We start from the raw sequence: 9,817 nt of genomic DNA, 5'->3' as shown, positions 1-9,817 counted from the left end.
ATTTTGGCAATTTTGTGCCACAAGTAGAGAAGTCGGGAGCATAGCTTCGGGCATCAGATGGCGGCTTGGAATGTGGGGTTCATGGAGCGGATACGTTTGAGCTGTACGAGAACCTCGGTTTTTCAGTCTTCATGGGACAACACCTGCATGCGCTGGTAGCTAAATCGCTCCCAAGGCCCAGTCCAGAATTGGTTGCCGCGCATTTGTCGTTGCGCGAAATCGACGTTCTGAAACTCGCCGCCGATGGCAAGACGGCTTACGAAAGCGCCAGGATTCTCAATCTCAGTGCGCGCACCATCAATTTTCATGTCAGTAGTGCGATTGCGAAACTGGGCGTCACCAACAAGCTTTCAGCAGTCATTGCCGCCGTCAAGGCCGGCTATCTCAACAGCGACGCGCTACGTTGATCACAAAACCTGCGAGTAATCCAGAAGAAAAAACCGTACCATTTGCATCCCTCTTGAGTGATGACGTGTAAAACATCATGCCGCAGTTCACTCAGACGGTCCCATCCGCAACAACGCCCCAGGGCAGCGGAACATCCTCGACCATCTATCAGAGCCTCCTGCCCGATGCCCTTGCTTGAAACCCCGTTCGCCCAGCTCGACCTGATACGCCAGCCCGAACAGCAGAACGAACCCTTGCAAGCCTTTGACGCCGCAGACGAGTACCTGCTCAATCACCTGGCTGAACAGCTGCCGACGGCGAATACGCGGGTGCTGGTGCTGAACGACAGTTTTGGCGCATTGGCCGTCAGCCTGGCAGGCAAGGTCAATGTGACCAGCAGCGGCGATTCGTTCCTGGCCTTGCAGGGGTTGGAAAAGAATCTGGCCCGCAATGGCCAGGCGTTCGATGCCGTGCCCCACGTACCGGCCAGCGAACCCTTCACGGGGCCGTTCGACCGCGTACTGATCCGGGTGCCGAAGACACTGGCATTACTGGAAGAGCAACTGATCCGCCTGCAAGGCCAATTGGCTCCCGGCGCCCAAGTGATCGCCGGGGCAATGATCAAACATCTACCGCGCGCGGCCGGCGATCTGCTTGAGCGCTATATTGGCCCGGTGCAGGCCTCGCTGGCGGTAAAAAAAGCCCGTCTGTTGATCGCCACGGCTCAAGCCAAAGCTGCCATCGTTTCGCCCTACCCGACCCGCTATCGACTCGATGAACCGGCGATCGAACTGCTCAATCACGCCAACGTGTTCTGCCGTGAGGGCCTGGACATCGGCACGCGAGCCTTCTTGCCGCACCTGCCGAAGAATCTCGGCAGCGCAAGGGTCGCCGACCTCGGTTGCGGTAACGGCGTGCTGGCCATCGCCAGTGCCCTGCAAAACCCCGAAGCCCGCTACACGCTGGTCGATGAATCCTTCATGGCTGTGCAATCGGCCGCCGAAAACTGGCGCGCCACGCTGGGTGAGCGGGAAGTGATCGTGCGGGCCGGCGATGGCTTGGCCGGGCAGGAACCCCAGTCGCTGGATGTGGTGCTCTGCAACCCACCGTTTCACCAACAACAGGTCGTCGGCGATTTCCTCGCCTGGCGGATGTTCCAGCAAGCCCGCGAGGCACTGGTGGTGGGCGGTGCGCTGTACATCGTCGGCAATCGTCATCTGGGATACCACAGCAAGTTGGCGCGGTTGTTCCGCGGTGTCGAGCAAGTGGCGGCCACCCCGAAATTCGTGATCCTCAAGGCTCGCAAGTAACGCGCAAAAAAAACCCTCCAGCTCAGGAGGGTTGTAGATCCGCGCCCGAGGTCTGCGCGATGGGATGTCGATTGTTTCAGTGAGTGCTCAGGCCTGCGGCGTTCATGAACATACGCATCAGGCTGGCCACAATGAACAGCGCACCGACGCTGCCAGCCCAGATCATGGCCAACCAGCCGAGCCGCTGCCACAGCGGTTTTTTTTCGGCTTCTTCAATGTCGTGCAGGGAATGTTTACCGGCCATTTCTTAGTACTCCTGGGAAAAATGGCGCCTGTAAGGACGCCATCGCGAGCAAGCTTTGCTCCTACAGGTTTGATGCGTGCTCTAGTGGTAACCGTCTTCATGGGTGACCTTGCCGCGGAACACGTAATAGCTCCAGAAGGTGTAACCCAGGATGAACGGGATGATGAACAGCGTGCCTACCAGCATGAAGCCTTGGCTTTGCGGTGGTGCCGCGGCGTCCCAGATCGAGATCGACGGCGGCACGATGTTCGGCCACAGGCTGATACCCAAGCCGCTGTAACCGAGGAAGATCAGCACCAGTGTCAGCAAAAAGGGCGTGTAGTGCGCGTTGCGCGCCACGGCGCGGATCAAGCCATAGAGCGTCACCAGCACCAGGATCGGCACGGGCAGGAACCAGAACAGGTTCGGCAGGGTGAACCAGCGGGCTGCGATCTCGGCGTGGGCCAGCGGGGTCCAGATGCTGACGATACCGATCACCGCCAACAACACGAACGCCAGGGGTCGCGCGAGGTCGTGCATCTGTTCTTGCAACTTGCCTTCGGTCTTCATGATCAGCCAGGTGCAACCCAGTAGCGCATACGCCACCACCAGCGCCGCGCCGCAGAACAGGGTGAAGGGCGTCAGCCAATCCAGCGAACCGCCGGCAAACTGCCGATCGACCACCGGCAAGCCATCGATGAACGCCCCCAGCGCAACGCCCTGGAAGAACGTCGCAACAATCGAGCCACCGATGAACGCCTTGTCCCACAGGTGACGCTTGTCATCCTTGGCCTTGAAGCGGAACTCGAACGCCACGCCGCGGAAAATCAGCCCGATCAGCATGAAAATCAGCGGAAGATACAACGCCGAGAGCACCACCGAATAGGCCAGCGGGAAAGCCCCGAACAATGCCGCACCGCCCAGTACCAACCAGGTTTCGTTGCCGTCCCAGACCGGGGCGACGGTGTTCATCATGACGTCGCGGTCGGTTTTGCCGGGAATGAACGGGAAGAGGATGCCAATGCCCAGGTCAAACCCATCCATGACCACGTACATCATGATGCCGAAGATGATGATCACGGCCCAGATCAGCGGAAGATCAATACCCATGATTCAAATCTCCTTGGTCACGATGTGGTCGGCATCGGCATGATCGTCGTCGGCTGCGGAGAGCGGACGTGCCGGCGTGCGTTTCTGCCCGGGACCACCCTCGTTGGTTTCCTTGCCTTCGTCGATCTTCGGCCCCTTGCGCACCAGGCGCATCATGTAGCCGAGGCCGGCACCGAACAGGGCGAAATACACCACGACGAACAGGATCAGGGTGATGCTCATCTGCATCACGCTATGGTTGGAAGACGCGTCCGCCGTGCGCATCAGCCCGTAGACCACCCACGGCTGACGGCCGATTTCGGTGGTGAACCAGCCCGCGAGAATCGCAATCAGGCCGGACGGTCCCATCCACAACGCCATGTACAGGAACGGCCGTGAGGTATAGAGCGTGTCGCGTTTACGCAGCCACAGGCTCCACAGACCGGTGAAGATCATCAGCAAACCCAGGCCGACCATGATCCGGAATGACCAGAACACGATGGTTGAATTCGGCCGGTCTTCGGGCGGGAATTCCTTGAGCGCCGGCACCTGCTTGTCCAGCGAGTGAGTCAGGATCAGGCTGCCCAGATACGGAATCTCGACGGCGAATTTGGTCTTCTCTTCTTTCATGTCCGGCCAGCCGAACAGGATCAGCGGCGTCGGCTCGTTGCCGTGGTTCTCCCAGTGACCTTCGATCGCGGCGATTTTTGCCGGCTGATGCTTCAGTGTGTTGAGACCATGGAAGTCTCCGATAACGGCCTGGATCGGTGCGACGATCAGCGCCATCCACATCGCCATGGAAAGCATCTTGCGGATGGCCGGGTTGTCCTTGCCGCGCAGCAAGTGCCAGGCTGCCGAGGAGCCGACGAAGAACGCTGTCGCGACGAACGCCGCCGTGGCCATGTGCATCAGGCGATAAGGGAACGATGGGTTGAAGATCACCGCCAGCCAGTCGGTCGGTATGACCTGGCCATTGACGATTTCGAAGCCCTGCGGGGTCTGCATCCAGCTGTTGGAGGCGAGAATCCAGAAGGTCGAGATCAGCGTGCCGATAGCGACCATGACCGTGGCGAAGAAGTGCAGGCCGCGCCCTACCTTGTTCCAGCCGAATAACATCACACCGAGGAAACCGGCTTCAAGGAAGAATGCAGTCAGCACTTCATACGTGAGCAGCGGCCCGGTCACCGAACCTGCGAAGTCCGAGAAGCGGCTCCAGTTCGTGCCGAACTGATAGGCCATGACCAGTCCCGAGACCACACCCATGCCGAAGTTGACGGCAAAGATCTTCGACCAGAAATGGTAGAGGTCGCGGTAGGTGTCGTTATGGGTTTTCAGCCACAAGCCTTCGAGCACCGCCAGGTAACTCGCCAAGCCGATGGTGATGGCTGGAAACAGGATGTGAAACGAGATAGTGAACGCGAACTGAATTCGGGCGAGATCAAGTGCCTCTAAACCGAACATAAGTCTTCCTCTGTCAGGTAGTACGGCTGCGGGCTGGAAGCCTGCACCCACGGCCCCCACGGATATGGAGTGTGGCGAATCTCTGTTTGTTCTTTTTTTTGCACGCATCACAACGCAGGGAGTCTGGCCAATCGGCCGCCGGATCAATTCCTTTTGTGGGTTTTGATCTGGATCAAGCAACGATGAAAGAGTAGTCCCATTTGCAGGGATGACCCGCGTGGTCGTTTGCCGCGTGACAAGTTGCCTCACGGTTCCAGTCACAGGCTGAAATGAATTTTCCGGAAGGCAGTGGGCAAACAGCCGGTGAAATCGATGCTTGGCTAACGAAATTTTCTTCCACAGCAACTTCCTGTTACAGGTTGGTGATAGTCTCGCTCTTTCTCTCCCCAGACTTGCCTTCAAATGCCCAGCCAAGAGCCCTTGCTGTTACGTCGCCATCGCCCGTTCATCGCCTTCTGGCTGGCTCGGGTGTTTACCGCCAGCGGCTTTCAGATGCTTACCGTGGCCATTGGCTGGAACCTCTACCAACTGACCGGTAACGTGCTTGACCTGGGCCTGGTCGGGCTCGTGGAGTTCGTTCCGCGCGTGCTGTTCATGCTGCACACCGGGCATGTCGCCGATCGCTACGACCGACGCAAGGTCGCGGCCATCTGCCAGTCGCTGCAAGCGCTGATCGCCCTGTCGCTGGCGATCGGCAGCGCAACCGACCATGTCACCCGGGAAATGATCTTCATCCTCGCCTTCCTGCTCGGCGCCGCACGCTCCTTCGAAATGCCGACCACCCAAGCCTTGCTGCCGAGCATCGTGCCCAACGCGCTGTTTCCCCGGGCCGTGGCTGCGGCGCAGTCGGCCCAGCAATCGGCGACCATAGTCGCCCCGGCCCTCGGAGGCTTGCTCTACGCCTTCGGCAGCGTCTGGGTGTATGGCCCGACGGTGATCCTGTACATCATCGCCTGCACACTGATGCTTAACCTGCCCGCCCGGCAAACGCCCCTGAACAAGGGCAAGGCCACACTGGACTCACTGTTGGCAGGCATCCGTTTCATCCGCAGCCGCCCGGATATTCTCGGGGCCATTTCCCTGGATCTGTTCGCTGTCCTGCTAGGGGGGGCGACGGCGTTGCTGCCGGTGTTTGCCAAGGACATTCTGCTGACCGGGCCCTGGGGGCTGGGCCTGTTGCGATCGGCACCGGCGGTGGGTGCGCTGCTGATGTCGCTGTTCCTGGCGCGGTTTGCCGTGGAGCGCAATGTTGGACGGGTGATGTTCACCGCCGTGGGTGTGTTCGGCGTGGCGACGATCGCCTTCGGCCTGTCGACCTCGTTCTGGTTTTCGCTGGCCGTGCTGGTGGTCCTGGGGGCGGCCGACATGATCAGCATGGTGATCCGCGCATCCTTCGTGCAACTGGAAACCCCGGACGAAATGCGCGGCCGGGTGAGCGCCGTGAACGGCCTGTTCATCGGGGCTTCAAACCAATTGGGCGAATTCGAATCCGGCCTGACCGCCCACTGGTTCGGCACCGTACCGGCAGTGGTCATGGGCGGTATCGGCACGCTGGTGGTAACCGGGACCTGGATCAAACTGTTCCCGACCCTGGCCAACCGCGACCGGATGCATGTGCCCGTGGAAGAGGTGAAGGCCTGAGGCTCTCTACACCAACAACTCCCCCGCCACCATCGCCCGCGTGGCTTTGCCGCACAGCTGTTCCACCAGCGTCAGCGCAAATGCCAAGGCGCCACCCGAGCCTTGGGCGGTGATGCAATTGCCGTCGACCACCACCGGCTGGTCAACGAAGTTGCAGCCCGACAGTTGATGGCTGGCAGACGGCAGGCAAGTCATGCGTCGCTGGCGCAGCACGCCGAAGGTTTGCAGGGTTACCGCGGGCGCTTCGGCAATGCCGGCGAACAGGCGGCCCGCCGCAGCCTGGTCCTTGACCAATTGTTGCAGGGGCTGGTGGGCGGTCAGATGTTGCGTCCCTACGGCTCCGCCAGGCAGGACGATCAGATCGAACGGCTGGGCCAGCAAATCCACCAGCATCGCATCGCACGTCAAGCGTGTGCCTCGGGCACAGGTGAGCATGCGCCGCCCCTCGATGCTGGCGACCACCACCTCGACCTTGGCGCGGCGCAATACATCGATCAAGGTCACTGTCTGCAGGTCATCGGCGCCCTCGGCGAGGGTAATCAAGGCTCGAAAGGTCATGGGAACAATCCACGGAATGGTTCCTAAAGCGTAGTCAGCTTTCCTGACGCTTGTTCGAGCCCCTGACGTTACTTGATGTAAAGCTGGGTCGACATCGTGTTACCCGGCGCGTTGATCGACGTGTTGCTGAAGGTGAACGCACCTTCCTGTTTACCCGCCAGATTGAAAATGTACAGGTTGCCGACGACCTTGGTCCTTTGCGAGCAGTCGGTCAGGTTGCCGTTGTCATAGGCGCAGACCGGCGTACGGGTGCCATCCACTTCGAAGCCATCCAGCGCGACATGGGGCTGACTGCGCCCGTAGCCCACTTCCAGCACGTAGATCCTGATGTTCGGACCCGCGTGGTTGCAGCGGGTCTGTGCCTGCCCTTCTTCAATCGTCTCGAAACCACAGCCCGGCGACTCGACCTTGAGCACCTTTACCTGGGTCAACGGCGGTGCCGATGCCGCGCAGGCGGGTTGTACCGCCAGCAACAACGCCATCAAGACACCGGACATGACCGTCAGACGCTTTTTCATCCCGTTACCACCGCAAAAAACCAGCGCGCAGTATGGCTGGTTTGGATTAAACGCAAAACATCGACGACGATCACTGCCATAAGCAGCCATAACCCCACGCTGCTGGTATGATGCGCGGCTTTTTCCGGCCCACTGTAATTTCACAGGCGCGTTCAGCGGTCTGTGCTTTGCTGTTGAGGTCGATACATTCACGGCGCCGGGCGCGCCACGGGGAGCAGACATGCTGGAAAGGCTGTTTCAACTCAAGGCACACAACACCAACGTGCGGACCGAGATTCTGGCGGGCGTCACGACCTTTTTGGCCATGGCCTACATTCTATTCGTCAACCCGAGCATCCTCGGCGAGACTGGCATGGACAAGGGCGCGGTATTCGTCGCCACCTGCCTGGCCGCAGCCATCGGCTCCACAACCATGGGCCTGATCGCCAACTACCCGATCGCACTCGCACCGGGCATGGGCCTGAACGCCTTTTTCACCTACACCGTGGTCCTGCACATGGGTCATACCTGGCAAGTGGCGCTGGGTGCGGTGTTCATCTCGGCCGTGTGCTTCTTCCTGCTGTCGATCTTCCGCATCCGTGAATGGATCATCAACAGTATCCCGCTGCCGTTGCGCTCGGCCATTGCCGCCGGTATCGGCCTGTTCCTGGCACTGATCGCCCTGCACAACGCCGGCATCGTGGTCAGCAACCCGGCGACCATGGTCGGCCTCGGTGACCTGAAACAACCGGCACCGATCCTCGCCACCCTCGGCTTCGCCCTGATTGTCGCCCTTGAAGCCCTCGCCGTGCGTGGTGCGGTGCTGATCGGCATTCTGGTGGTGACCATTGTTTCCATCGCAATGGGCTTCACTCCGTTCGGCGGCGTGATGTCGATGCCGCCGTCACTGGCCCCGACCTTCCTGCAACTGGACATCAAGGGTGCACTGGACATCGGTCTGGTCAGCGTGATCTTCGCCTTCCTGTTCGTCGACCTGTTCGACAACTCCGGCACCCTGATCGGCGTCGCCAAGCGCGCCGGGCTGATGGGCAAGGACGGCCACATGCCGAAAATGGGCCGTGCGCTGATCGCCGACAGTACCGCCGCGATGGCCGGCTCCCTGCTGGGTACCTCGACCACTACCAGCTACATCGAATCCGCCGCTGGCGTGAGTGCCGGCGGCCGCACCGGCCTGACCGCGGTCGTCGTGGCGATCCTGTTCCTGTTCGCGCTGTTCTTCTCGCCACTGGCCGCCAGCGTTCCAGCCTTCGCCACCGCACCGGCCCTGCTGTTCGTCGCCGTGCTGATGACATCCGGCCTGGCCGAAATAGACTGGGACGACATCACCGTCGCTGCCCCGGTCGTAATTACTGCGCTGGCCATGCCGTTTACTTATTCCATTGCCAATGGCATCGCCTTCGGTTTCATTGCCTGGACCGCCATCAAGCTGATGTCCGGTCGTGGCCGTGAGCTGAATCCGGCGCTGGTGATCCTGTCGATCCTGTTCGTGATCAAGCTCGGTTGGTTCAACGCATGACTTTTGATTCCCAAGCCTACGCCGTCCAGCTCGAAGACAAGGTCAAGCGCCTGCGTGACCTGCTGGCCCCGTTCGACGCACCCGAGCCGGTCGTCTTCGACTCGCCGCTGCAGAATTTCCGCCTGCGTGCCGAATTCCGCCTGTGGCGCGAAGCCGGCGAGCGCCACTACGCGATGTTTTCCCAGGAAGACAAACGCACGCCGATCCTGATCGAACAATTCCCGATCGCCAGCCAGCGCATCAATCAATTGATGCCGCAGCTCAAGGCCGCCTGGCAAGCCAGTGCAGCCCTGAGCCACAAGCTGTTCCAGGTGGAGTTCCTGACGACCCTGGCCGGCGATGCGATGATCACCCTGTGCTACCACCGCCCGCTGGACGAGCACTGGCACACAGCGGCCTCGAAACTGGCTGCCGACCTCAACGTCAGCGTGATTGGTCGGTCGAAGGGCAAGCGCGAAGTCATTGGTCACGATTACGTCGTCGAGAAACTTGAAGTCGGCGGCCGCACCTTCAGCTATCGCCAGCCCGAAGGCGCCTTCACTCAGCCAAACGGCACCGTGAACCAGAAGATGCTCAACTGGGCGTACGACGCACTTGGTGATCGCCCGGACGATTTGCTGGAACTGTATTGCGGCAACGGCAACTTCACCCTGCCACTCGCCACCCGCGTACGCAAAGTGCTGGCTACCGAAATCAGCAAGACCTCGGTCAACGCGGCGCTGAGCAACCTCAGCGAAAACGCTGTGGATAACGTCACCCTGGTGCGCCTGTCCGCCGAAGAACTGACCGAAGCGCTGAACGAAGTGCGCCCGTTCCGCCGCCTGCACGGCATCGACCTCAAGAGCTACGAGTTCGGCAGCGTCTTCGTCGATCCGCCGCGCGCCGGCATGGATCCGGATACCTGCGAGCTGACCCGACGCTTCGACAACATCCTCTACATATCCTGCAACCCGGAAACCCTGGCGGCCAACATCGCCCAACTGCACGACACCCACCGCATCACCCGATGCGCGATGTTCGACCAGTTCCCGTGGACGCATCACATGGAGTCCGGGGTGTTGTTGACCCGCCGGTAATTGCAGAAGCCACAAACAAATCAGCCGTCATCACGACG

9 protein-coding genes and 1 pseudogene are annotated in these 9,817 nt (G+C 60.5%); 5 read left to right on the top strand and 5 right to left on the bottom strand.

Annotation, left to right across the window (positions count from 1 at the left end; all coding sequences use genetic code 11):
- Positions 1–95: 95 nt before the first annotated feature.
- Both ACIO0C_RS23480 and ACIO0C_RS23475 read left to right on the top strand, forming a co-directional pair.
- Positions 96–407 (top strand): annotated as a pseudogene (locus ACIO0C_RS23480) (response regulator transcription factor); the annotation flags it as partial.
- A 165-nt stretch (positions 408–572) separates the two neighbouring features.
- The gene (locus ACIO0C_RS23475) at positions 573–1,697 is read left to right on the top strand and encodes a methyltransferase (RefSeq protein ID WP_401315572.1); all 1,125 of its coding nucleotides are present in this window, start codon (positions 573–575) and stop codon (positions 1,695–1,697) included.
- 76 nt (positions 1,698–1,773) lie between these two features.
- Here the strand turns inward: ACIO0C_RS23475 and ACIO0C_RS23470 are convergent, their stop codons facing one another.
- The 3 genes from ACIO0C_RS23470 to ACIO0C_RS23460 form a co-directional block, all read right to left on the bottom strand.
- On the bottom strand, positions 1,774–1,941 hold the full coding sequence (locus ACIO0C_RS23470) for a DUF2474 domain-containing protein (protein ID WP_272603627.1): 168 nt from the start codon (positions 1,939–1,941) through the stop codon (positions 1,774–1,776).
- Positions 1,942–2,022: 81 nt separating this feature from the next.
- Entirely contained in the window at positions 2,023–3,030 is a 1,008-nt protein-coding gene (gene cydB / locus ACIO0C_RS23465; protein WP_272603628.1) for a cytochrome d ubiquinol oxidase subunit II, read from the bottom strand.
- Between the two features lie 3 nt (positions 3,031–3,033).
- Positions 3,034–4,470, bottom strand: coding sequence for a cytochrome ubiquinol oxidase subunit I (locus ACIO0C_RS23460; RefSeq protein ID WP_401315570.1), 1,437 nt, complete (start codon positions 4,468–4,470; stop codon positions 3,034–3,036).
- Between the two features lie 402 nt (positions 4,471–4,872).
- Here ACIO0C_RS23460 and ACIO0C_RS23455 point away from each other — a divergent pair, with 402 nt between their 5' ends.
- Positions 4,873–6,111 (top strand): MFS transporter, encoded by a 1,239-nt coding sequence (locus ACIO0C_RS23455; RefSeq protein ID WP_401315568.1) that lies wholly within the window; start codon positions 4,873–4,875, stop codon positions 6,109–6,111.
- Positions 6,112–6,117: 6 nt separating this feature from the next.
- On the opposite strand, the gene ACIO0C_RS23450 is transcribed toward ACIO0C_RS23455, so the two are convergent.
- Together ACIO0C_RS23450 and ACIO0C_RS23445 are read right to left on the bottom strand one after the other, a co-directional pair.
- A complete protein-coding gene (locus ACIO0C_RS23450) occupies positions 6,118–6,669 on the bottom strand; it encodes a DJ-1 family glyoxalase III (protein WP_401315566.1) in 552 nt (183 codons plus the stop codon).
- 68 nt (positions 6,670–6,737) lie between these two features.
- Positions 6,738–7,187, bottom strand: coding sequence for a DUF4879 domain-containing protein (locus ACIO0C_RS23445; protein ID WP_401315564.1), 450 nt, complete (start codon positions 7,185–7,187; stop codon positions 6,738–6,740).
- 220 nt (positions 7,188–7,407) lie between these two features.
- On the opposite strand from ACIO0C_RS23445, the gene ACIO0C_RS23440 reads away from it, so the two are divergent.
- The gene (locus ACIO0C_RS23440; RefSeq protein ID WP_401315562.1) at positions 7,408–8,703 is read left to right on the top strand and encodes an NCS2 family permease; all 1,296 of its coding nucleotides are present in this window, start codon (positions 7,408–7,410) and stop codon (positions 8,701–8,703) included.
- Positions 8,700–9,779, top strand: a complete 1,080-nt coding sequence (trmA, locus tag ACIO0C_RS23435; RefSeq protein WP_401315561.1) for a tRNA (uridine(54)-C5)-methyltransferase TrmA — start codon at positions 8,700–8,702, stop codon at positions 9,777–9,779. Before ACIO0C_RS23440 ends, trmA begins: the two co-directional genes overlap by 4 nt.
- The last annotated feature ends 38 nt before the right edge of the window (positions 9,780–9,817 follow it).

This window comes from Pseudomonas sp. NPDC087336 (assembly GCF_044744285.1).
GTDB lineage: Bacteria > Pseudomonadota > Gammaproteobacteria > Pseudomonadales > Pseudomonadaceae > Aquipseudomonas.
Note: the sequence above shows the minus strand (reverse complement) of the source record. Positions and strands in the feature narration are given on the sequence as shown.

Excerpts from the sequence above, each read along its gene's own strand:
- ACIO0C_RS23475 (WP_401315572.1), top strand. The coding sequence starts at position 573 with ATGCCCTTGCTTGAAACCCCGTTCGCCCAGCTCGACCTGATACGCCAG.
- ACIO0C_RS23470 (WP_272603627.1), bottom strand. The coding sequence starts at position 1,941 with ATGGCCGGTAAACATTCCCTGCACGACATTGAAGAAGCCGAAAAAAAA.
- cydB (WP_272603628.1), bottom strand. The coding sequence starts at position 3,030 with ATGGGTATTGATCTTCCGCTGATCTGGGCCGTGATCATCATCTTCGGC.
- ACIO0C_RS23460 (WP_401315570.1), bottom strand. The coding sequence starts at position 4,470 with ATGTTCGGTTTAGAGGCACTTGATCTCGCCCGAATTCAGTTCGCGTTC.
- ACIO0C_RS23455 (WP_401315568.1), top strand. The coding sequence starts at position 4,873 with ATGCCCAGCCAAGAGCCCTTGCTGTTACGTCGCCATCGCCCGTTCATC.
- ACIO0C_RS23450 (WP_401315566.1), bottom strand. The coding sequence starts at position 6,669 with ATGACCTTTCGAGCCTTGATTACCCTCGCCGAGGGCGCCGATGACCTG.
- ACIO0C_RS23445 (WP_401315564.1), bottom strand. The coding sequence starts at position 7,187 with ATGAAAAAGCGTCTGACGGTCATGTCCGGTGTCTTGATGGCGTTGTTG.
- ACIO0C_RS23440 (WP_401315562.1), top strand. The coding sequence starts at position 7,408 with ATGCTGGAAAGGCTGTTTCAACTCAAGGCACACAACACCAACGTGCGG.
- trmA (WP_401315561.1), top strand. The coding sequence starts at position 8,700 with ATGACTTTTGATTCCCAAGCCTACGCCGTCCAGCTCGAAGACAAGGTC.